Raw genomic sequence first — 20,812 nt, 5'->3', positions numbered from 1 at the left:
GATGGGATCTCACAGGCGGACGCAGACATTGCGCAGCTCGGTATAGAACTCGAGCGAATGGACACCGCCCTCGCGGCCGATGCCCGACTGTTTGGCGCCGCCAAAGGCGGTACGCAGGTCGCGCAGGAACCAGGCATTGATCCAGCAAATGCCGACGTCCAGCGCGCTACCCATGCGATGCGCGGTGCCGAGGTCGCCGGTCCAGACCGTGGCAGCGAGGCCGTATGGGGTGTCGTTGGCCAGCGCGATGACTTCCGCTTCGGTGTCGAACGGGGCGATGTGGCAGCACGGCCCGAAGATCTCCTCGCGGATCACGGCGGCGCTTTCCGGCAGGCCGGTCCAGATGGTGGGCTGCACCCAGGCGCCTTCGGCGAGCGCGCCCGGCATCTGCGGCACGCCGCCGCCGGTGACCACCGTGGCGCCGGCCTCGGCGGCCTTGCGGTAGTAGGCCAGCACCTTGTCGCGGTGCTCATGCGACACCAACGGTCCCATGTTCACGCCGGGCTCGGTGGGCCGGCCCAGTTTCAGCCCTTCCGCCTTCGCCTTCAGCGCGGCGACAAAGCGCTCGAACACCGGCCGCTGCACGTAGACGCGCTCGGTGCCCAGGCAGACCTGGCCGCTGTTCTCGAAGGCCGAGCGCGCGATCCCGGCCACGGCCTGGTCGAAGTCCGCATCGGCAAACACGATGCCGGCGTTCTTGCCGCCCAGTTCGAACGATACCGGCCGCACGCCCTTTGCCGCGGCCTTCATGATGGCTTCACCGGTGCGGGTTTCGCCGGTGAAGGTGATACCGTTGACCTGCGGATGCGAGGTCAGGAACGCCCCGGCCGAATCCGGGCCAAAGCCATGCACGACGTTGTAGACACCCGGCGGCACGCCGGCTTCGTTCATCACCTCGCCCAGCAGCGTCGCGGTGGCCGGGGTTTCCTCCGACGGCTTGACCACCACCGTGTTGCCGCAGGCCAGTGCCGGCCCGACCTTCCACGTCATCAGCAGCAGCGGCAGGTTCCACGGGCACACCACGCCGATCACCCCGCGCGGGCTGCGCACCGCGTAATTGATGGCCTTGCCGCCGTCCGGAGTGTCCATGGCAAAGCTCTCGGTCGGCACGTTGCGGATCAGGTCGGCAAAGACCTTGAAATTAGCCGCGCCGCGCGGGATGTCGATATGGCTGGCCAGGCCGAAAGGCTTGCCGGTATCGGCAATCTCGGCCTGCACGAATTCATCGAAGCGCCGGTTGATCCCGTCTGCCACCGCGTGCAGCAGCTCGACTCGCTGCGCCACGGTCATCCGGCCCCACGGGCCGTGCAGCGCTTGGCGCGCTGCCTGCACGGCGGCGTCGACCTCGGCCTGACCGGCCTCGTGCACGTGGCCGATCAGGGTGTTGTCGGCGGGGTTGCGGTTCTCGAACGTGCGTGCGGTGCCGACCCACTCGCCGTTGATGAAGTTCTTGAAGTGTTTCATGTTGGTTGCCTGGTGTTGGGGGCGTGTATCAAGCACGGCTTTCCCTCTATCGATGGGGTACTCCCTCTCCCGCTTGCGGGAGAGGGTTGGGGAGAGGGTGGGAGCGTCAACGAAGCCCGTCGGCATTGCCAGCGCCTGCCCTCTCCCCCGGCCCCTCTCCCGCAAGCGGGAGAGGGGAGCAAACCAGCGGGAGGCCAGCGTTCGCGCTCAGGTCAGTACATTCAAGAACGCTTCGTTCAGCTTCCTGTCGTGATAGAAGATCGCGCGCCCCAGCTCGTTGTCGGTCCAGGTGATGGTGGGCTTGTCCGGATAGTGGATATAGCCGCCGGAGAAGACCTCGTTGCGATTGCCGGAGGGGTCGAAGAAGTAGATCGTCGCGCCGCGCGTGATGCCATGGCGGGTGGGACCGATATCGAGCGAGACGTCCTTCTTGGAGATGATGTCGGCCGCCTTCAGCACCTCGCCCCAGTTGTCGAGCAGGAACGAGGCATGGTGGAAGCGGTTCTTCTCCGGGTGGCGGATAAACGCGATGTCGTGGGCCTTGTTCGAGCAGGTCAGGAAGGCGCCGATCAGCGTCTCGCCATCCGGCCCCGCCACCACCTGCTCCGCCAGCGAGAAGCCAAGCACCTCACGGAACAGCTTGACGGTGCCGTCGACATCATCGCCATACAGCAGGCAATGGTCGAAGCGGCTCGGCGCCATGCCACGCAGGTCATCCGGCCAGGGATCGGGATTGATGTCGCCGGTCCTGCAGCCGGGCTTGTCCTTGTCCGCGAACAGCTCTATCGCATGGCCGGTCGGGATGGTGAAGCGGAAGCGCACGCCGGTGTGCGGGTGCTCGCCGGCGGGTATCCACTGGCAAGCGGTGGCCAGCCCCGATTGCTCGACCTCCCGCGCCAGCCGCTCCAGCGTGTGGCCGCTGTCGACGCGGAAGCCCATGTAGTCCATGCCCGGGCTGTCGGCCTCGCGCAGCACCACGCTGTGGTGGTCGTGCTCGTCCCAGGCCTTCAGGAACACGCGGCCCTGCCCGTCGCGCGCGGTTTCGATCAGGCCGAGCACCTCGGTATAGTGCTTCAGCGCCGGTTCCAGCTCCAGCACGCGCAGGGCCACATGCCCCGGGCGCAATACGCCAGTCAATGCCATGTCTGTCTCCTCGTGTGTGTCTTCACTGCTTGGTCATGCGTGATCGCATTTGCCGGCATGCCGCTCCAGGCAGCGCTGCAGCAGCGCCACCGGCTGCAGCCGGATATCGCTGTCCGGATAAGTCTTGCAGGCGAGCACCAGCCCCGCGCGCTGCTCGGCCTCGGTCAGGCAGGCCCGGCTCATCTTGCCGACGTGGTACTGCCCGGCCTCAATTCGCACCTTGCACACGCCGCAGCCGCCACCGCGGCAGCCGGCGGGAATGCCACGCTGGCCCAGCACTTCCATGGCACGTAGCAAGTTCTGCTCCGGCGCGCAGGCGTAGCGCTGGCCGCTGCCGGCGATTTCTACGGTATGCATGCATGGCCTCCCCGCTCAGATCCTGAACAGCGGGCTGCGCGCGCTGTTGTGCGCGTCGGCCGCCGACAGGAATTTCTCGGTATGGATATCCGCCTCGAACAGCCGGCCCTGCATCAGCGTGCGGATGCAGGCTTCGATCATCGGCGGCGGCCCGCACAGGTAGGCCTTGTGTCCGCGGAAGTCGGCGCTGCCGTCCTTTGCGTAGAGCTGGTACAGCACGTCGTGGACGTAACCGCGCGCGCCGCTCCAGCCGCTGCCGGCGGGTTCGTCGGACAGCGCCGGCACATAGCGGAAGTTGGGATGGGCCCGGGCCAGCGCATGGAATTCGTCGTCGTAGTACAGTTCGGCGCGGTTGCGCGCGCCCTGCACCAGCGTGATCGGCAGGGTCTCGCCGGCAGCCAGCAGGTCCAGGATCATCGCGCGCGGGCTGGACAGGCCGGAGCCGCCCGCCAGGAACAGCATCGGCACCTGCGCCGACTTGCGCACGAAGAAGCGGCCATAGGGCGCGGAGAATGACAGTTCGTCGCCGACCGCCAGCCGTTCGTGCAGGTAGCCGGTGGCCTGCCCGTCGGGCACGCGCCGCACGTGCAGCTCGACCAGCTCGTCCCCGGGCGCGTTGGCCAGCGAGAAGGCGCGCGGCTGGTCGCAGCCCGGCACCTGCAGGTTGACATACTGCCCGGCCTGGAAGGCCGCGCGCCGGCCGTCCCTGACGCGCAGCCAGATGCCCAGGATGGTGGGGGTCAGCGCGCGCGTCTCGACCACTTCGGCGCGATAGTCGGCCAGCGGCAGGCCCAGCGCATCGGCGTCTTCCTCGATATCGGCCTCGATCACCAGGTCTGACTGCGCGGTCGCGCAACAGGCCAGGCACTGGCCGTTGTCGCGCTCGAAATCCATCAGCGCGAAGGCGGAAGCGCCGCCCTGCTCGACCTCGCCGTCCACCACCTGCACCTTGCAGGTGGCGCACAGCCCGTGACAGCACGCGTGCGGCAGCCACACGCCGTTGCGCAGGCAGGCGTCCAGCACGGTCTGCCCCGGCGCGATGGGAATGGTCTGGCCGATCGGTTCAATCGTCAGCGAATACATCTCGGTCTCCTTGCGTACGAACCGTGGCGCCTCAGCTGCCGCTGCCGCCGATGCCGTCCAGCCCCGGCGTGCGGAAGCGGATCACGTCCTTGTGCCCCAGTCCGTTCTGCTCCAGCGTGCGGTCCAGGTCCGGCTGCCAGGGCTGGCCACCGCGCAGCCACTGCACCAGGCCCCAGTCGATGCGGGCAAAGTCGGGGTGATAGCCGTAGACGCCGGGCAGCACCTGCTCCACCACGTCGCGCAGCGGCATCGACGGCGCGAACGGGAAGCAATGCGGGGCGCAGAACAGCAAGTGGCCGTCCCAGCCGATATAGAGCAGGCGGTTGCCGTGGAACGCATCTTCGCGATCGGCGGGCGCGAAGGTGTAGTCGCCAATGGATACGACGGGCATGGTTGTCTCCTTATCTTGTTATGCGAGCGCTCAGGCGGCCGGCGCGATGCCCTTCCAGGCATTCCAGTTGCGCTGGTCCTCCGAGCCCTCGAAGTCCAGGTTGTCCGCGCCCGGGTTCAGCCGGTACCACGCGAGCACGTCGTCCAGCGTGGCGCCACCGCAGTTGCCCTGGTAGATCTGGTGCACCGGCAGCCACGCCTGCGCGTACTTGGCGGGCTCGTCGTCGAAGATGTCCTTGCAGCCGTCCGAGCAGAAGTGGAACTTCATGCCGTGGTAGCTGCTTTCGCGGTAGCAGGTCTGGGTCGGGTCGTCCGGCTCCGAGAACACCATCGGGATCTGGCAGGTCTGGCACAGCATCGGCAGCGTGGCGTTGTAGAAGCGCTCGCCGGCCTGCTGCCGCGCCTGCCAGTGCTCCAGGCGCGGCTTGTAGTAGCGCTCGAAGGTCTGCGGGTATTTCTCGGCCAGCCATGCCATCTCGTCGGCCCTGGGCACCCAGGTATGGAAGGCGGCGGCACCCGCATAGTTGTAGAACGTGGCCCAGGCCTCGTGCGTGATGCGGTCCTTGGTGCGGGTAGCCACGTCGTGGTACTTGGGCATGCGCAGGCCGTAGCGCTCCAGGTCCTTGAACAGTGCCCCGCCCGCCTGCTCGAAGTACATCTCCCACGCTTCGGCCCACGACATCACGCGCTTGGGCAGCATGTAGTCCATCATCATCCCGACCAGCGTCAGCAGGCGGAAGCCGCGCCAGAACCACTTGTCCAGCCACTTCTGCAGGATCGGGATGTTGCCGGGATCCTGCTCGCACAGGAACTTGACCACCTCCAGTCCCAGCGTCATGTGGCGCGACTCGTCCGACTGCGCCGAGAAGCCGAAGGTCACCGTGGCCATGTCGCCGTTGTAGGCCGCGCCGGACATGAACGGCATGAACAGCAGGTTGGTCAGCACGTACTCGAACGAGAACGAGATCGCGGTGATGAACTCGAACGGCCCCGCGCTCATCGCATCCTCGAAGTAGGACTTGGGCACCGACAGGTACCAGACCCGGTCGTGCATGTGGCGCCACTCGCCAAAACCGTGGAAGTACTTGTTGTAGACCGACAGCGTGTGCAGCTGGGTCTGGGCGTGGCGCAGCTCGTCGATCGACTGCATCTGCGCCGCCACGCGTGCGCCGGCGCCGCGGAAATGCCGGCCCAGATGCGCGTAGCCGCGATGCGCGGCGTATTCCAGCGGCGTCACGCCGGTCAGGAACAGCCGCAACGCGTTCAGGTAGCGCGGGTCGGATACGTTGAGGTGGCCGTTGTTCTGCACGAACGAATCGATGATCGCGTACAGCTTGCGTTCTTTCTCGGACTGGTATTTCCAGTAGGCATCCATGGTCATGCGGAACGGGTCTTCCCACTTGTCCCAGTCGTGGATGCGGATGCCCTCGTACTTGTCGAAGGGGAAGACCTTGTCCATCGGCTCGTAGGTCGTTTCCCAGGCCAGGTCCCGCGTCATCGAGGCGTACTTCTCGCGCAGGTTGAGCTTCTTGCGTGCGTCCATGATGTCTCCGTGATGTTTGCGATGCCGCGGCGCGGTCAGGCGTTCCAGCGCAGCGTGAAGGCGTCTTCGTCCTCGTCGATGTTTCCGCACAGCGAGATCAGGTTCAGGTGGATCTCCTGCAGGTCCCAGTCGCGGCCGAGCTTGCCGGCCACCAGCTCGCGCACGATGGTCAGTTGTCCGGGCGCATCGATCTTGACCATGGCGGGAAACTGCGACACCACCGCATGCGGGTTGGCTTCGGTAATGGCGTCGATGATGGGACGGGTGTCGTCGTTGTTCTGCAGGGCGATGTAGACGTTGGCGGCGGCGGTCATGGGTGGGCTCCGAGGGTCCATGGGTCAGGCGGCAAGGCCGAGCTTGCTCAGGCGCACTTCAAGCTGCTCGCGGCACAGCGCGACCATCTGCGCGCCATCGGCGCCGGTCAGTGCGTTGGCGACCGGCACCAGCGCTTCGGCCACCTGCGCGGCGGCGGCATGCGCCCAGCCGGACAGCAGCATGCGGTTGGCATCGGACTCGGCCGCGGCGGCCTGGACCACGGCGTCGACCCAGCGCGCATGCTCGTCGCGCCAGTCGTTCATGAACTCGGTCAGCACCGCCAGCCCGGTGCCGCAGGCGCGCGCGATGACCGCATCGGCGTGCTGGTAGACCAGCGGGTAGAGCAGCCCGTCGAGCACCAGGTTCTGGACCACGAAGGTCTCGAACCAGTCCGCGGTGACAAAGGTGTGTTCGACAAAGCGGCGCAGCGGCTGCCACGCGGCGCCCTCCAGCCAGGCCACCCTGGCCCGCTCCAGCGCGACGCCGGTATTGCCGTCGAGCAGCATGCCGATGCGCGACAGGTACTGGGCGATGCCCAGGCGATCCATGGCGCAATAGGTGCAGGCCTGCGTGATCGCCGTGCCCCAGCCGTAGTCGGCGCAATAGAAGTTGTTCATGTTGGCGCCCCACTCCACATGACGCAGCGGCAGCAGGCCCGTGGCCAGGCGCTCCTGCCATTCGCCCGGCAGCGCCTGCAGCAGGCCGCGCTTCTCGACGAAGGCAAAGCTCTTCTCGGCGGCGTCCTGCTGGCGCCCGCGCGCGGTCACGTAGGCGCCGTAGTAAAACTGGCGCGGGTCCTTCAGCGCATACCAGTCCTGCATCACGATCGCGGTGCGGCGCTTGTCGTACAGTTCAAAGCCGGGGTCCCAGGTGGGGCGGTAGTGGAAGTTCACCTCCGACTGCACGTCGTAGGTCGCCTCCTGGTAGCGCGACGCCGGCTTGTCGCCGAAACGGCGCGCGACATGGCCGTAGGTCTGGCGCAGCGGCTGGATCTGCTGGGTCTTGATATCGACTTGCATCGCTTGGTCTCCTGTATCCCTTCTCTTTGTGATGCGGTGGCGGCGGGTGGACGAGCCGCGTCAGTCGTCGGCTTCGGGCTGCGATGAGGCTTCCAGCGGGGGCAGGAAGCGCACGCGGTTGACGCAGCAGAAGGCTTCGAACATCGGCTCCGGCATGATCAGTTCGACGTTGAGCTCGGGGTCGGCCACGCTGAAGGCGAATTGCACGAACCCTTCCGGGGTACGGCCCTCGACCCGCACATAGCGCGGCGTGGCTTCGAACAACGGGACGGACGGGGTGGTCATGGCGCGCTCCTTGGCGTGGCTGGACGCGGGCCTTACTGCGAAGACCGTGCCAGCGGCCGCAAAGCGTTGTGGGACAAGGGGTGCGGGGAATCGGCGGGGCCAGCGTGCGCGTTTACCCGAAACGGCGGGCACGACAGCCATCGATGAATTGATGAAGCGGTCCGCGCGCCTTGATCAAATGATCAAAAGCCGCGCCGGGCGGGCGTTTGCGGGCAGCATGCAACGAAGGGGGCGATGGCGCTGCGGCGCAGCAGCGCATGCGGGACAGGAGAAGGAAAGGGCTTGATCTGTCAGCGGAAAATCGCTCGCGCTGCGCAGCATCGTGCGGATTCAGGGCGATGCATGGCCCGGGATCGCTTGCATCAAATGATCAAATGGAAAAGCGGAAGGGAAAGGAAGCGCGGGCCTCAGTCGCCGTGCCCATTCCCCCCGCGCGCACCCCGCGTCTTCCACCGATACGCCAGCTGCGGCCGCGTAATCCCCAGCAGCCGGGCCGCCTGGCTCATGTTGCCGTCGGCACGCTGCATCGCGGCCTCCATCAGCACGGTCTCGACATCGCCCAGCGCCAGTTGCTGCTCTGACATCTGATCCAGCAGCGCATGGACCGCGGCTTCGCGCAGGTCCGGCAGCGTGCCGCCCGCGCCCAGCCGTGGCGCGGTATCCAGCGGCGGCGCCACGGTGCCCGGCAGGAACAGGTGGTCGGCGCCGATCTGGCCGCCGTGGCTGGCCAGGATCACGCCGCGCTCGATCACGTTCTCCAGTTCGCGCACGTTGCCGGGCCAGTCATAGTGGCGCAGTTCGGCCAGCGCGCGGTCGGTGATGCCGACGATGCGCTTGCCGTGGCGCGCGCCGTAGCGGGCCACGAAGCGCTCCGCCAGCGGCCGGATATCGTCGAGCCGCTCGCGCAGCGGCGGTATCGTGACCGGGTAGACGTTGAGGCGGTAATACAGGTCCTTGCGGAAGGTGCCCTGCTTCACCGCTTCGGCCAGGTCGACATTGGTCGCGGCCACCAGCCGCACGTCCACCTTGCGCGCGGCGGTGCCGCCCACGCGCTCGACCTCGCCCTCCTGCAGCACGCGCAGCAGCTTGGACTGCGCCGAGGCCGAGAGCTCGCCCAGTTCATCCAGGAACAGGGTCCCCCCATGCGCGCGTTCGAAGCGGCCGGGCCGCGACTGGGTCGCGCCCGTGAAAGCGCCTTTCTCCACGCCAAACAGCTCGGACTCGATCAGTTCATCGGGAATCGCCGCGCAGTTCACCGCGACGAAGGGCTTGTCGGCGCGCGCGCTCACGCCGTGCAAGGCCTGCGCGAAGCGCTCCTTGCCCACGCCGGTCTCGCCCAGCAGCAGCACCGTCACGTTGCTGGCGGCCGCACGCTGCAGCAGGCCCCACGCCGCGCGAAAGCCGGGCGAGGTGCCGACCAGGTCGGCCGGCGTAGCCGCCCCGCCCTGCAGCGCGCGCAGGTGCTCGACCTCGCTCTGCAAGGCGATCAGGGTCTCGATCACGGGGTCGGGCTGGTACAGCGCCAGCGCCTCTGCGCCGTCTTCCCAGGCTTCCACCGGCTTGCCGACGATGCGGCAATGCGGGTGCCCGCAGGCAATGCACTCGACCTCGCGATACAGGATGGTGCGACCCATCAGCGCCGAGGTGTAGCCAGTGGCATAGCCGATCTGCATCCAGCAGGCAGGCTGGTCGACGATGCCGAACAGCTGCCGGTGCACGTCTCCCTCGAACGAGTCTTCCCACAGGAACTCGCCGTCGTAGATGCCGGCGGCGATGTCGATATCGACCTTGACCGGCGTGACCCGCACCACCCCCTCGATGGTATGCAGGCAAGGGCCGATCTCGAGCTGGCCGAAGTCGCTGTGGCCCGCGCGCAGTTTCCTGGCCACTTCGGCATCGCGCATGCCCGAATGAAAGCCCATGCGCGTGAACAGCCCGCGCGCGCGCTCCATGCCCAGGGTGTCCACCAGTTCCTTGCGCAGCGCGGCCAGCGCTGCGGTGTGGATCAGGATCATGCGCTGCTCGTCCAGCCAGATCGCGCCCTCCTCCATGGCGAAGCGCAGGCGGCGGGCAAGATCGGCCAGGCCATCGCGCATGGTGGCCGAGAACTTGTCGGTTGAACTGCTCATTGTCTCCCCTCAGTGCCGGCGGATGATCCGCTCGAATGTGCCTTTCGGCTGGCATGCTACGCACATTATGTGCCAGGGAGAAAGAGATGGCGCGCCAGCGCCGCCGGTGCGCGCGGCGCTGGATGCGCCCCGCTGCGGGTCGCCGGCGACCATGAGCTATCGCGACGTTGACACCTCGCTGGTATGGCCGCGCACGGTGGCGTGGGGATGCAGCGGCGCCAATGGACGGCGTCAGGTTCCAGTAAACCGTGGCTTGCGCTTTTCCTGCCAGGCCAGCGCACCTTCGCGGATATCCTGCGAGCCATTGGCCGCGCCGATGTCGGCGGCCAGTGCCGCGGCATCCAGCGTGCCGCGGCTGAAGGCGTTCAAATGCCGCTTCATGCCCTGCACCGCCAGCGGCGCTAGGCCGGCCACCGTTTCGCTGATTTGCTCCGCGCGTTCGCGCAGGCGCTCGGCGGGCAGCAGCTCGGTCAGGAAGCCGCAGCGAAACATCTCGTCGGCATCGATGCGCTCGGCAGTCAGGAACAGGCGCTTGGCATGGTTCAGCCCCAGCCGGCTGACATAGCGTTCCATGCCGCGCTGGTAGAAATGCAGGCCCAGCCGCGCCGCGGGCATGAACATGTCGGCCGCATGGGTGCCGAGCCGGAAGTCGCAGGCGAGCGCCAGGTCGGTGCCGCCGCCGTAGACGCCGCCGTGGATCTCGGCAATGGTGACGGCGCGGCAGTCTTCCATCGCGTTGACCAGGGTCTCGAAACCTGCGCCGCGCTGGCCGGCCGCGAGCCGGCCGATATCGAAGCCGCTGCAGAAGTACTTTCCGCTGCTGCGCAGGCGCAGCACGCGCACGTCGCTGGCATTGACCGCCTCGACCTGCCGCTGCAGTTCTGCCAGGTCGTCCGGCCCCAGGCGGTTGGCCACTTCCGGGCGGCGCAAGGTGATCGTGGCGACATGACCGGCAATGTCGAGCGAAGGCAGGGAACCATCAGTCTGCATGGGCAATTCTCCAGTAAGGATCTTCAGGGATTAGTTGTGGCCGGCGCCCGGCGCGCCACGGCGGGCCAGCGCGATGTCGAAGCGTTCCAGCCGCGCCTGCGCAAATGCGGGCCGGGCCTGCGCGCGCTGCCACCACGCAGCCACGGCCGGCGTCGACGTTAGCGCGGCGGGCGCCAGTTCGGCGATGCGCGCGATGAAAGGCGTCGCGGCGATATCGGCCAGCGTATAGCGCGCGCCGAAGAGCCAGTCGCCATCGGCCAGCATCGCTTCCATCTTCGGCAGCAGCAACAGCAGCGCCTCGAGCGCGCGGCGTTTCTCCGCTTCGGTATAGGGCTGGCGCGCGATGCGCAGCCATGCGTCGCGGCGCTCGGCGGTGGGGACGCGCGCCAGCCGCTCGGCCAGCGTGGCATCGCTCCATTGCGCGGCAACCGGCTGCAGCGCGAGGCTCCAGTTCAGCACCAGCAGGTTCGGCAGCGCCTTCTCGTCGGTCCAGCGCACGAAGTTGCGCATCACCGCGCGCTGGTAGGGCTCATCGGGCCGCAATGCCGGCAACGGGCAGATCTCGTCCAGGTATTCGCAAATCGTGCCGCTCTCGTGGAGGAAGCGGCCATCGTCCAGCACCAGTGCCGGCACCACGCCGTTGGGGTTCATCGCCAGGAACGCGGGCGTGTGCTGTTCCTGCGCCGCCAGGTCGACCGGCACGCTGTCGTAGTCGATGCCCTTCTCGGCCAGGCACAAGCGCACCCGGCGCGACACGCTCGACAACCAGCCATGGAACAGTTTCATGTTGTGCTCGCCCGATTCAGGGGATCAGCACGGCTGAACCCGTGGTGGCGCGGCTTTCCAGGTCGCGGTGCGCATCGCGCACGGCGGCCAGCGGGTAGCGGTGCGTGACTTCCAGCCGCAGTCGCCCGGCCGCAACGGCGTCGAACAAGGTGGCCGCGGCAGCAGCCAGCGCCTGAGGGCTGGCGATATAGGTACGCAGCGTCGGCCGCGACACGATCAGCGAGCGCGCGTGCAGCAGCTGCAGGTCGAAGGCCTCGACGTCGCCCGACGCGGTGCCGTAGTTGATGGCCATGCCGCACGGCCGCAGGCACTGCAGCGACGGCACGAACACGTCCTTGCCAACGGCGTCGTAGACCACGGCCACGCCCGCGCCACCGGTCAGCGCCAGCACAGCATCGACGAACTCGGTCTCACGGTAGTTGATGACATGGTGGCAGCCGTGTGCCAGCGCCACCGCTCGCTTGGCCTCGCTGCCCACGGTTCCGACCACGGTCGCCCCCAGCGCGCGCGCCCATTGCGACAGCAGCACGCCCATGCCGCCCGCCGCCGCATGCACGAGCACCACGTCGCCCGGCTGCACGACATAGAGCCGGCGCAGCAGGTATTCGGCAGTCAGGCCGCGCAGCAGCGTGGCGCCGGCCACCTCCGCGGAAATCGCGTCGGGCAAGGGCACGAGCCGGCCCGCCGGCACGTTGCGGACCACCTGGTACGCCCCCGGATGCATGCAGGCCACCCGCTGGCCCACCTCGAAGCCGTCCACGCCGGGCCCGATCGCCACGACCTCGCCGGCGCCGACCGAGCCCAGCGTGACAGGGAACGGCGCCGCGGCGTGAGGGCCATGCGCGCCTTTGCGCTGGTAGATGTCGGCGAAGTTCAGGCCGATGGCTGACTGGCGCAGCTGGATCTCGCCCTGGGCCGGCGGCGGAACCTCTACCCGGCAGGGCTCCAGCACGTCCGGGTCCCCGGTCCTGTTAATACAGATAGCATCTGTCAGCATACAAATCCTGAAGGCTTTCCATGATCGGCGTCAGTCCCGTGCTCGCTGATGTTGGCGTCAATTGCAACGCACTCCGAGCGATTCAGCGGGCAATGTGCGGCGGCTCTGCTCGCTGCTGGGTCCACGAACACCCACACAGCCTACGTGATCCCACGATGCTTCGCATCATGGAAAGTCCGTATACGTATTTTTATACCTATTATTTGTATACTCAAGCCGATTCACTTGCCAAGGATTGCCATGAACTCTTTCCCACCCGGCATCGACCCCGGCGCTTCCGGCGCCGCGTGCGCCGACCTGCCGCTGTCGGGTCTCACCGTGCTGGACCTGTCCATCGCCCGCGCCGGTCCCGCCGCCGTGCGCCTGCTGTCGGACTGGGGCGCCGACGTGATCCGCGTCGAGCCGCCGCCGCCACAGGACCGCGGCTCGGTGACCGGGCGCCGGCGTGGCTCGGACGAGCAGAACCTGCACCGCAACAAGCGCAGCCTGTGCCTGGACCTGAAGACCCCGCAGGGCGCCGAGGTGCTGGCGCGACTGGTGCAGCGCTCCGACGTGGTGGTGGAAAACTTCCGCTCGGTGGTCAAGGAACGCCTGGGGCTGACCTACGCTCATCTGAGCGCGATCAACCCGCGCGTGATCCTGGCCAGCATCTCGGGCTTTGGCCAGGACGGGCCTTACTGCGAGCGTCCGGGTCTAGACCAGATCGTGCAGGGCATGTCGGGGCTGAGCTCCGTCACCGGCGAGCCCGGCCAGGGGCCGCTGCGCGTCGGCATCGCCATCTCCGACACCACGGCCGGCATGTTCCTGGGCCAGGGCATCCTGCTGGCGCTGTTGCACCGCGCGCGCACCGGCCGCGGGCAATGGGTGCATACCTCGCTGATCGAGGGCATGCTGAACAAGCTGGATTTCCAGGCCACCCGCTACACGGTGGACGGCGAAGTGCCGACCCAGCAAGGCAACGCGCACCCGACGCTGGTGCCGATGGGCACCTACCGCTGCCGCGACGGCGTGGTCAATATTGCCGCCAGCACCGACCGCATGTGGGCCAACTTCTGCCGCACCGTCGAGGCCGGCTGGCTGCTGGACGATCCCGCCTTCCAGACCGCCGCAGGCCGCGCCGCCGAGCGCCGGCGGCTGGACGCCGCGATCAACCAGTGCACCGCCGCGTTCACCGCCGCAGAACTGACCGCGCGCCTGAATGCGGCCGGCGTGCCGTGCGGCCCGGTGCTCGATATCGGCCAGGCCTTCGAGGACGCGCAAGTGCGCCACCTGCGCATGACCCGGCCCGCCGAGCATCCCGTGCTGGGGCCGCTTGCGCTGCTGCGCTCGCCGATCAACCTGTCGGCGGCACCTCACCCGGAACGGTTTGCCCGCGCCGCGCCCGATCCGGGCGAGCACACCGACGAGATCCTGCGCGGGCTGGGCTACGACGACGCCGGCATCGCCGCCTTGCGCGAAGCCAGCGTGGCGTCCTGAACACCGCCCGACACCGCAGCGGCAGCGACTACAACAAGGAGACAACCATGAACCATGCTCTCGGGCGCGTTGCCATCGGCGCGACCCTCGCCACCCTGGCGGCCTTGCCGGGCATCGCCGGCGCGCAGGAATATCCGACCCGGCCGATCCGCCTGCTGGTGGGCTACACGCCGGCCGGCGCCGCCGACTTCGTCGCCCGCGTCTTCGGCGAAGCGCTGTCCAGGGAACTGGGCCAGACCGTGGTGGTGGACAACAAGCCCGGCGCCGGCAGCACGCTCGCCTCCGCAGCGCTGGCTCAGGCCGCGCCGGACGGCTACACGCTGGGACTGGCCACGGCCACGCTGTACGGCATCGACCAGCAGTTGTACAAGGCCCGCTACAAGGCGACCGACTTCACCCCGGTAACGCGGCTGACGGTGTCGCCGCTGATCCTGGCTGTCAACAAGAACCTGAACGTCGGCGACGTCAAGACGCTGGTGGCCAAGGCGCGCGCGCAGCCGGGCAAGTTCAACTATTCGTCGTCCGGCATCGGCGGCTCGCCGCATATCGCCGCGCTGCAGTTTGAAAAGGCCACGGGGGCCAAGATGACACACGTGCCCTACAAGGGCGGCGCCCCGGCGCTGCAGGCCGTGGCCGCGGGCGAGGTGGAATTGTCATTCGGCACCGCGGCGTCGGTACTGCCGCTGGGCACGCAAGGCGTGGTGAAGATGATCGGCGTGACCACGCCCAAGCCGTCGGCGGTGGCGCCGGGCCTGCCCGCGCTGGCGGAGATGGGCCTGCCGGGCTTTGACTTTACTTTCTGGTTTGGACTATTCGGGCCGGCCGGACTGCCCGACGGCATCCGCGACAAGCTCTTCGCCGCCGCGACCAAGGTGATGGCCGACCCGCAATTGCGCGCCAAGCTGGCCGGCAACGGCAGCGAGGTGTCGACTTCGGCGTCGCCCGCGGAGTTCGGCAAATGGGCCGCAGCCGACGGCAAGTCGGCGGTGACGCGCATCGAGCAGGCTGGCGTCAAGCTGGACTAAGCCCGCCGGTCGGCCGGAACTAGCGGCGGCCGCGGCGGCCGCCGCCTTCGTCGTCGGGCATGGCGGCGATCATGTCCGCATAAACGTCGCCGCCGGTGGCGATATGCCGGACCATGGCAGCCGCGGCATCGTCCTCGTTGCCGCGCACGATCGCGCCCATCACCGCCTCATGCTCGGCCAGGGAAGCCAGGATGCGGGCCGGCTTCTCGAAGCGCAGGTCGCGCATGCCGCGCATGCGCGCGCGCATGGTGCGGATCTGCCGCGACAGGATGTCGTTGCAGCAGGCCGCGTAGATGACGTCATGGAAGGCATCGTTGGCTTCGCGGTAGCGATCGGAATCGCCACGCTCCGCCGCCGCGCGGCATGCATCGAACGCCTCCTGCAGCGACGTGCGCTGCGCCGCGGAGATGCGCCGCGCCGCCAGCCGGGCCGCCAGCGATTCCAGCTGCACCAGGATCTCGTTCATCGCCACGTACTCGCGCAGCGTGATCGAAGAAACGATCGCGCCCTGGCGCGGCACCAGGTCCACCAGGCCGGCCGACTCCAGCTGGATCAGCGCCTCGCGCACCGGGGTGCGCGACACGCCGAAACGCGCCAGCAATTGCTGCTCTTCCAGCTGCGTGCCGCTGGGTAGTTTTCCGGAAAGAATCTCCTGCTCGATCGCGGCGCGGATGGTTTCGGACAGGCTCTTCTTTTCTTCGGACATGGACAGCAGCTACGCAGGAACAGGGAAAGGGGATTCTAACCTGCCCTGCGTATTCACAGGCTGCCGTTGTGTGCACAAGGCTGGCGCCCGGCCCGGGCGCCAGCACCGTTCCGCCCGCTAAGCCAGCATCCGCACCTGCGGCTCGCGGTCCCATTGCCGGGTCTTGGCCGCGGCGATGAACCGTGCCGGGTCGCTGGCCGGCACGATGCCGTTGTCCGGCTTCAGGTTGGCGTGCGTGAGCAATACCTCGCCGCCGGCATCGGCCGCGATTGCCTTCAGGTGCGCATAGGCAAAGCAGACGAAGTCCAGCGCCGCGCTCTCCTGTACCAGCATGGTGGCGGCATCGGCACCAAGGATCACGGCCACGGCATCGAACATCACCGAAGGCGTCCCGGCCAGCTGCCCATCCGCCGGCAGCTTCGACCCATCGGCCAGCACCGCCCCGCCGACCTTGGGCGCAACGATCTTCACCGTGGCGCCGGCGGCGCTGGCCGCCTGGCGGATCGCCTCGACAGCGGCGCCGTCGGAGCCGTCGGCGACCAGGATGCCGATCTCGCGCCCCTGCAGCGTGTCTTTCATCTTGCCGATGATCTGCAGCGCCGGCGATGGCGGCAGGTCCTGCACCGGCGCGGCGGTGGGCAGCGGCTCGGGCACCTGGTCCAGCGCCAGGCCGTCAGCCACGCGCCGGCCCAGGTCCGGGTCGATATTGAGCAGGTGGGCCACCATGCGCTCGCGCACATGCACGTGCTCGACTTTCGACAGCTCGAATACCAGCGCCGAGGCGATATGCGCCTGCTCGGCGCGGGTCTGGCTGCGGTAGAACAGGCGCGCCTGGCTGTAGTGGTCGGCGAAGGTCTCGGCGCGGATGCGGCCCTTGTCGCCCTGTTCGGGCACCAGGGCGTGGCGGAAGCCCAGGTCGGGCGCCTCGCGCGGCGAGTCGTCGGACAGCGAGTTGGGCTCGTAGGCCACGCGTCCCTTGGGCCGCTGCATCTGCATATGGCCGTCGCGCTGGTGGTTGGCGAACGGGCACTTGGGCGCGTTCACCGGAATCTGGTTGAAGTTGGGACCGCCGAGGCGCAGCAGTTGCGTATCGAGGTACGAGAACAAGCGGCCCAGCAGCAGCGGATCGTTGGAGAAATCGATGCCGCGCACGATATTGGCGGGGCAGAACGCCACCTGCTCGGTTTCGGCAAAGAAGTTGTCGGGCCAGCGGTCCAGCACCATGCGGCCGATGATCTTCAGCGGCACGGTCTCTTCCGGGATGATCTTGGTCGCATCGAGATGGTCGAACGGGAACTTCGCGGCATCGTCCTCCGTGAACAGCTGCACGCCCAGCTCCCATTCCGGGAAGTTGCCGGACTGGATCGCATTGAACATGTCGCGGCGATGGAAGTCCGGATCGGCGCCGGCGATCTTGACGGCCTCGTCCCACACCGTGGACTGCAGCCCCAGCTTCGGGCGCCAGTGGAACTTGACGAAAGTGGACCGGCCCTGGTCGTCTAGCAGGCGGAAGCTGTGCACGCCGAAGCCCTCGATCATGCGCAGCGAGCGCGGGATGGTGCGGTCCGACATGATCCACATGACCATATGCATCGACTCCGGCGTCAGCGAGATGAAGTCCCAGAAGGTGTCGTGCGCGGTGGCCGCCTGCGGGAACGCGCGGTCGGGCTCCATCTTGACCGCGTGGACCACGTCGGGGAACTTGATCGCGTCCTGGATGAAGAACACCGGGATGTTGTTGCCGACCAGGTCCCAGTTGCCTTCCTTGGTATAGAACTTGACCGCGAAGCCGCGCACGTCGCGCGGCGTGTCGATCGAACCCGCGCCGCCGGCCACGGTGGAGAAGCGCGCAAACACCGGCGTCTTGACGCCGACCTCGGTCAGGATGCTGGCGGTGGTGAATTGCGCCAGCGAATCGGTCAGCTCGAAATAGCCGTGTGCCGCGGTGCCGCGCGCATGGACGATCCGCTCGGGAATGCGCTCATGGTCGAAATGTGTAATTTTTTCACGGAGGATGAAATCTTCGAGCAGGGTCGGGCCGCGCGGATTGGCCTTGAGCGAGTTCTGGTTGTCCGCGATGGGCGCGCCCTGGTTGGTGGTCAGCGGGACATGCGTGCCGCCGGCAACCTGGTGCAGCTCTCCGCCTGCGCCGCGCTGGGCGTCGCCATAGCCGGCCGGAGCGCCGTTGATACCGGCGGCGGATGTGGTGTTTGACGTGGGCTTGGCCTTGGCGTCGGACGTGTCGGGCATAGCGATCTCCTGTATCGGGTTGAACGATGAACGGCTGCAACCCGGCAGTGCCTGCAATTGCCACGCCTGCTTGCTGACACTTTTGGTTACAAAGGCAAAGTACCGAAAGTGCGCGCTGTCAAACATCTGACATTTGATCCGTCAACAATCGCCCGCAGTCGCGACAAGCCACGGCCATTTACTCAGCATCCGGCCGGATCCGCGCTTGTCATCCGCCGCGGCGGAAGTCCGATGCGTGCAGCCGTCTGTCGGCGCAACGGGCGCGGCCATCGTTCTCTCCCTCAACCAGAAGAAAAGGCCCTGCACCAATGAGACCCACCTTGCTGTTGCATTCCGCCCGGCCATGGCTGGCGGCCGGCTCCCTGACCCTGGCATTGATGCTTGCCGCCTGCGGCGGCGACGACTCCCCCGGCGCGGCAGGCGGCACGCTGCAGCCCGGCGCCGCCAACGGCAACGCGCCGGACGCGGCTGGCAAGCCCGGACACACCGACAAGCCTGGCAACTGCAGGACGCGTTGCGCCCCCTGATGTGCCCCCCTGATGTGCCCCCCTGACGTGCCCATGATGCGGGCCGCTTTCCGATCCAGCGACAGAACGACCCACCCCACGCCATGACCTTCAATCCGTCCAAGCGACAGTTCCTCAAGACCAGCCTTGGCACCGGCGCCGCCGCCGCGGTGCTGGCCAGCTTTCCGCCCAGCATCCGCCGCGCGCTGGCGATCGAGGCCAACAACGCCACCGGCACCATCCAGGACGTCAAGCACGTCGTGATGGTGATGCTGGAAAACCGCTCGTTCGACAACTACTTCGGCACTTTCAAGGGCGTGCGCGGCTACGGCGACCGCTTTGCGATCCCGCTGCCGAATGGCAAGAACGCGTTCTACCAGACCGATGCCAACGGCAATACGCTGACGCCCTACCACCTCGACGAAACCCAGGGCAACGCGCAGCGCGCCGGCGGCACGCCGCATACCTGGCCCGATGCGCAGGCCGCCTGGGACCACGGCCGCATGGACCGCTGGCCGGTGGCCAAGAAGGCGCTGTCGATGGGCTACTACGACAACGCCGAGATCCCGTTCCAGCGCGCGCTGGCCGACGCCTTCACGCTGTGCGACGCGTACCACTGCGCGATGCACACCGGCACCATCCCCAACCGCCTGTTCTACTGGACCGGCAGCAACGGTCCCACCGGCGACAACGTCGCGGTGATGATCAACGAGTTCAACGCCGGTGCCGACGTGGGCCCGTCCACCGAGGGCTGGACCTGGAAGACCTACGCCGACCGCCTGCAAGGCGCGGGCGTGAGCTGGAAGGTCTACCAGAACGTGCCGGACAACTACGGCTGCAACCAGATGATGAGCTTCCGGCACTGGCGCGCCGAGATGGAAAAGATGCCGGAAGGACGCAAGCTGTCCAACACCGCCGGCACCGGCGTCAATCCGCCCTACAACCCGGATATCGACGACCAGTACAGCGCGCTGGCCAAGGGCTTCTGCAACACCATGCCCGACGGCGGCTTCCTGCAGTCGCTGCGCGACGACGTGCTCAACGGCCGGTTGCCCGAGGTGTCATGGATCATCCCGCCGGCCGAGTTCAGCGAGCACCCCGGCCCGTCCAGCCCGGCCAAGGGTGGCTGGTACGTGCAGGCCATCCTCGATGCGCTGACGGCATCGCCGGAGGTCTGGAGCAAGACCGTGCTGCTGATCAACTTCGACGAGAACGACGGCTTCTTCGACCACAGCCCGCCGCCGACGGCGCCGTCGCGCAACCCGGACGGCACGCTGGCCGGCAAGTCGACGCTGGACGATGCGCAGATGGCCTACGAGTACTTCAACTACCCGCCCGCCACGCCCAGGCAGCCGCCGCAGGATGGCAAGCCGTTCGGGCCGGGGCCGCGCGTGCCGCTGTGGGTGGTGTCGCCGTGGAGCCGCGGTGGCTGGGTCAACTCCGAGGTGTTCGACCACACCTCGGTGCTGCGCTTCCTGGAAGCGCGCTTCGGCGTGATGGAGCCGCAGATCAGCGCCTACCGCCGCGCCGTTTGCGGCGACCTGACCAGCGCCTTCAACTTCGCCACGCCCAACAGCGAGACGCTGCCCGTGCTGGCGGGGCGCACCACGCGCGCCGACGCCACCAGCCTGACCGCCTGGCAGCAGACGCAGCCCGCCATCCCGGTGCCGGCCACGCCGGCGCTGCCGGCACAGGCCACCGGCTCGCGCCCGTCGCGCAAGCTGCCGTATGAACTGCATACCAGCGCGCGCGTCGATGCCGCATCGCGCACCGTGCGCCTGCTGTTCGCCAACGGCAGCGCGCACCAGGCCGGCGCGGTGTTCCATGTCTACGACAAGCTGCACCTGGACCGCATCCCGCGCCGCTACGTGGTCGAGGCCGGCAAGGCGCTGGACGATGCGTGGGATGTCAACGCCGACGGTGGCAAGTACGACCTGTGGGTGCTCGGCCCCAACGGCTACCACCGCGCCTTCACCGGCGACCTCAACGAGGCGGCGACCACGTCCACCGAAATCCAGGTCTGCTACAACCCCTGCAAGAAGCCGACGGTCCAGGTCAAGCTGCATAACGACGGCGATGCCGACGTGACGTTCACCGTCAAGGCGCTGGCCTATCGCGACGATGGTCCGTGGACGCAGCGGGTCAAGCGGGGCAAGGTGGAAACGCTGGAATGGCCGGTGGCGGAAAGCGGCAACTGGTACGACTTCGTCGTTAGCTGCGAGGCCAGCCCGGCATTTACGCGCCGCTTTGCCGGGCGCATGGAGACCGGCGAGGATACCGTCAGCGATCCCGCGATGGGTGTGATCTGACGGCCTGGCAGTAAGCGGCGCGAGGCGCCGGCCGCTCTG

General features: G+C 67.7%; 19 protein-coding genes. 4 read left to right on the top strand and 15 right to left on the bottom strand.

Translation table 11 applies throughout. From position 1 onward, the window contains the following. Positions 1 to 9: 9 nt before the first annotated feature. The 13 genes from C7416_RS17160 to C7416_RS17100 form a co-directional block, all read right to left on the bottom strand. On the bottom strand, positions 10 to 1,464 hold the full coding sequence (locus tag C7416_RS17160; RefSeq protein WP_111520032.1) for a 2-hydroxymuconic semialdehyde dehydrogenase: 1,455 nt from the start codon (positions 1,462 to 1,464) through the stop codon (positions 10 to 12). A 207-nt stretch (positions 1,465 to 1,671) separates the two neighbouring features. Beyond that, entirely contained in the window at positions 1,672 to 2,607 is a 936-nt protein-coding gene (locus C7416_RS17155; protein ID WP_111520031.1) for a catechol 2,3-dioxygenase, read from the bottom strand. Between the two features lie 33 nt (positions 2,608 to 2,640). After that, positions 2,641 to 2,964: a 2Fe-2S iron-sulfur cluster binding domain-containing protein gene (locus C7416_RS17150; protein ID WP_111520030.1), complete on the bottom strand. Its 324-nt coding sequence runs from the start codon at positions 2,962 to 2,964 to the stop codon at positions 2,641 to 2,643. Between the two features lie 15 nt (positions 2,965 to 2,979). Then, positions 2,980 to 4,047 (bottom strand): NADH:ubiquinone reductase (Na(+)-transporting) subunit F, encoded by a 1,068-nt coding sequence (locus C7416_RS17145; protein ID WP_111520029.1) that lies wholly within the window; start codon positions 4,045 to 4,047, stop codon positions 2,980 to 2,982. Positions 4,048 to 4,078: 31 nt separating this feature from the next. After that, on the bottom strand, positions 4,079 to 4,438 hold the full coding sequence (locus C7416_RS17140; protein WP_111520028.1) for a phenol hydroxylase subunit P4: 360 nt from the start codon (positions 4,436 to 4,438) through the stop codon (positions 4,079 to 4,081). Between the two features lie 30 nt (positions 4,439 to 4,468). Further along, entirely contained in the window at positions 4,469 to 5,980 is a 1,512-nt protein-coding gene (locus tag C7416_RS17135) for an aromatic/alkene/methane monooxygenase hydroxylase/oxygenase subunit alpha (protein ID WP_111520027.1), read from the bottom strand. 35 nt (positions 5,981 to 6,015) lie between these two features. Further along, on the bottom strand, positions 6,016 to 6,294 hold the full coding sequence (locus C7416_RS17130; protein ID WP_111520026.1) for an MmoB/DmpM family protein: 279 nt from the start codon (positions 6,292 to 6,294) through the stop codon (positions 6,016 to 6,018). Between the two features lie 24 nt (positions 6,295 to 6,318). After that, complete coding sequence (locus C7416_RS17125) at positions 6,319 to 7,314, bottom strand: aromatic/alkene monooxygenase hydroxylase subunit beta (protein ID WP_111520025.1); 996 nt, start codon at positions 7,312 to 7,314, stop codon at positions 6,319 to 6,321. 60 nt (positions 7,315 to 7,374) lie between these two features. Beyond that, positions 7,375 to 7,599 carry a phenol hydroxylase subunit gene (locus C7416_RS17120; protein ID WP_111520024.1) on the bottom strand — a complete coding sequence of 75 codons (225 nt, stop codon included), beginning with the start codon at positions 7,597 to 7,599 and terminating at the stop codon, positions 7,375 to 7,377. A gap of 407 nt (positions 7,600 to 8,006) precedes the next feature. Beyond that, positions 8,007 to 9,728: a phenol degradation transcriptional regulator PoxR gene (gene poxR, locus C7416_RS17115; protein WP_111520023.1), complete on the bottom strand. Its 1,722-nt coding sequence runs from the start codon at positions 9,726 to 9,728 to the stop codon at positions 8,007 to 8,009. Positions 9,729 to 9,959: 231 nt separating this feature from the next. Further along, positions 9,960 to 10,718: an enoyl-CoA hydratase/isomerase family protein gene (locus C7416_RS17110; RefSeq protein ID WP_111520022.1), complete on the bottom strand. Its 759-nt coding sequence runs from the start codon at positions 10,716 to 10,718 to the stop codon at positions 9,960 to 9,962. Between the two features lie 30 nt (positions 10,719 to 10,748). Continuing rightward, entirely contained in the window at positions 10,749 to 11,504 is a 756-nt protein-coding gene (locus tag C7416_RS17105; protein WP_111520021.1) for a glutathione S-transferase family protein, read from the bottom strand. A 16-nt stretch (positions 11,505 to 11,520) separates the two neighbouring features. Then, a complete protein-coding gene (locus C7416_RS17100; RefSeq protein WP_111520020.1) occupies positions 11,521 to 12,501 on the bottom strand; it encodes a quinone oxidoreductase family protein in 981 nt (326 codons plus the stop codon). 240 nt (positions 12,502 to 12,741) lie between these two features. Between C7416_RS17100 and C7416_RS17095 the strand changes: the two genes are divergently transcribed. Together C7416_RS17095 and C7416_RS17090 are read left to right on the top strand one after the other, a co-directional pair. Next, a complete protein-coding gene (locus C7416_RS17095; protein WP_111520019.1) occupies positions 12,742 to 13,977 on the top strand; it encodes a CaiB/BaiF CoA transferase family protein in 1,236 nt (411 codons plus the stop codon). Between the two features lie 47 nt (positions 13,978 to 14,024). Continuing rightward, complete coding sequence (locus tag C7416_RS17090; RefSeq protein WP_111520018.1) at positions 14,025 to 15,002, top strand: Bug family tripartite tricarboxylate transporter substrate binding protein; 978 nt, start codon at positions 14,025 to 14,027, stop codon at positions 15,000 to 15,002. Positions 15,003 to 15,021: 19 nt separating this feature from the next. Here C7416_RS17090 and C7416_RS17085 read toward each other — a convergent pair whose 3' ends face one another. Next, positions 15,022 to 15,708 (bottom strand): GntR family transcriptional regulator, encoded by a 687-nt coding sequence (locus C7416_RS17085; RefSeq protein ID WP_111520017.1) that lies wholly within the window; start codon positions 15,706 to 15,708, stop codon positions 15,022 to 15,024. A 117-nt stretch (positions 15,709 to 15,825) separates the two neighbouring features. Next, positions 15,826 to 17,958: a catalase gene (locus C7416_RS17080; protein WP_111520016.1), complete on the bottom strand. Its 2,133-nt coding sequence runs from the start codon at positions 17,956 to 17,958 to the stop codon at positions 15,826 to 15,828. Positions 17,959 to 18,278: 320 nt separating this feature from the next. Between C7416_RS17080 and C7416_RS17075 the strand changes: the two genes are divergently transcribed. After that, on the top strand, positions 18,279 to 18,485 hold the full coding sequence (locus C7416_RS17075; protein WP_111520015.1) for a hypothetical protein: 207 nt from the start codon (positions 18,279 to 18,281) through the stop codon (positions 18,483 to 18,485). A gap of 83 nt (positions 18,486 to 18,568) precedes the next feature. After that, a complete protein-coding gene (locus C7416_RS17070) occupies positions 18,569 to 20,773 on the top strand; it encodes a phosphocholine-specific phospholipase C (protein WP_111520014.1) in 2,205 nt (734 codons plus the stop codon). Positions 20,774 to 20,812 lie beyond the last annotated feature (39 nt).

The sequence above is a fragment of the Cupriavidus phytorum genome, assembly GCF_003254285.1.
GTDB lineage: Bacteria > Pseudomonadota > Gammaproteobacteria > Burkholderiales > Burkholderiaceae > Cupriavidus > Cupriavidus phytorum.
Note: the sequence above shows the minus strand (reverse complement) of the source record. Positions and strands in the feature narration are given on the sequence as shown.

Bases quoted from the DNA above. Each gene is read 5' to 3' on its own strand.
- C7416_RS17085 (WP_111520017.1), bottom strand. From the start codon at position 15,708: ATGTCCGAAGAAAAGAAGAGCCTGTCCGAAACCATCCGCGCCGCGATC.
- C7416_RS17070 (WP_111520014.1), top strand. From the start codon at position 18,569: ATGACCTTCAATCCGTCCAAGCGACAGTTCCTCAAGACCAGCCTTGGC.
- C7416_RS17155 (WP_111520031.1), bottom strand. From the start codon at position 2,607: ATGGCATTGACTGGCGTATTGCGCCCGGGGCATGTGGCCCTGCGCGTG.
- C7416_RS17145 (WP_111520029.1), bottom strand. From the start codon at position 4,047: ATGTATTCGCTGACGATTGAACCGATCGGCCAGACCATTCCCATCGCG.
- poxR (WP_111520023.1), bottom strand. From the start codon at position 9,728: ATGAGCAGTTCAACCGACAAGTTCTCGGCCACCATGCGCGATGGCCTG.
- C7416_RS17150 (WP_111520030.1), bottom strand. From the start codon at position 2,964: ATGCATACCGTAGAAATCGCCGGCAGCGGCCAGCGCTACGCCTGCGCG.
- C7416_RS17135 (WP_111520027.1), bottom strand. From the start codon at position 5,980: ATGGACGCACGCAAGAAGCTCAACCTGCGCGAGAAGTACGCCTCGATG.
- C7416_RS17105 (WP_111520021.1), bottom strand. From the start codon at position 11,504: ATGAAACTGTTCCATGGCTGGTTGTCGAGCGTGTCGCGCCGGGTGCGC.
- C7416_RS17120 (WP_111520024.1), bottom strand. From the start codon at position 7,599: ATGACCACCCCGTCCGTCCCGTTGTTCGAAGCCACGCCGCGCTATGTG.
- C7416_RS17095 (WP_111520019.1), top strand. From the start codon at position 12,742: ATGAACTCTTTCCCACCCGGCATCGACCCCGGCGCTTCCGGCGCCGCG.
- C7416_RS17125 (WP_111520025.1), bottom strand. From the start codon at position 7,314: ATGCAAGTCGATATCAAGACCCAGCAGATCCAGCCGCTGCGCCAGACC.
- C7416_RS17090 (WP_111520018.1), top strand. From the start codon at position 14,025: ATGAACCATGCTCTCGGGCGCGTTGCCATCGGCGCGACCCTCGCCACC.
- C7416_RS17130 (WP_111520026.1), bottom strand. From the start codon at position 6,294: ATGACCGCCGCCGCCAACGTCTACATCGCCCTGCAGAACAACGACGAC.
- C7416_RS17100 (WP_111520020.1), bottom strand. From the start codon at position 12,501: ATGCTGACAGATGCTATCTGTATTAACAGGACCGGGGACCCGGACGTG.
- C7416_RS17140 (WP_111520028.1), bottom strand. From the start codon at position 4,438: ATGCCCGTCGTATCCATTGGCGACTACACCTTCGCGCCCGCCGATCGC.
- C7416_RS17080 (WP_111520016.1), bottom strand. From the start codon at position 17,958: ATGCCCGACACGTCCGACGCCAAGGCCAAGCCCACGTCAAACACCACA.
- C7416_RS17110 (WP_111520022.1), bottom strand. From the start codon at position 10,718: ATGCAGACTGATGGTTCCCTGCCTTCGCTCGACATTGCCGGTCATGTC.
- C7416_RS17160 (WP_111520032.1), bottom strand. From the start codon at position 1,464: ATGAAACACTTCAAGAACTTCATCAACGGCGAGTGGGTCGGCACCGCA.